Raw genomic sequence first — 269 nt, 5'->3', positions numbered from 1 at the left:
GGGTCCTCACGGCTCCAGAAGTTGACGGGATTGATCTTCGAGCGATGAACAATGGTCGCATCATGCGGCTCGGCAAAGCTCGGCCCGTCATGGACAATCACCATCTTCTCATCGGAAATGTCGATGAGCTGATCATTTTCGGGCTTGAGCGGCCCGACATTGAGATAGCGATCCTTGGAGAACTTGTTGAGCGAGATCAGCCACTGACCATCAGCTTCCTTGGTTTGCCCCATGGAAGTGTGGTTGTGACCCGGCTGATAATGCACATC

Annotated in this window: 1 pseudogene; it reads right to left on the bottom strand. The window is 53.5% G+C overall.

Features of this window, described 5'->3' with window-relative positions:
- Positions 1-269: pseudogene (locus HWX93_RS22835) on the bottom strand (TAT-dependent nitrous-oxide reductase); the annotation flags it as partial.

This window comes from Brucella tritici, assembly GCF_902825325.1.
Taxonomy (GTDB): domain Bacteria; phylum Pseudomonadota; class Alphaproteobacteria; order Rhizobiales; family Rhizobiaceae; genus Brucella.
The sequence above is the reverse complement of the archived record's forward strand: the minus strand, read 5'-3'. Positions and strand labels throughout refer to the sequence as shown.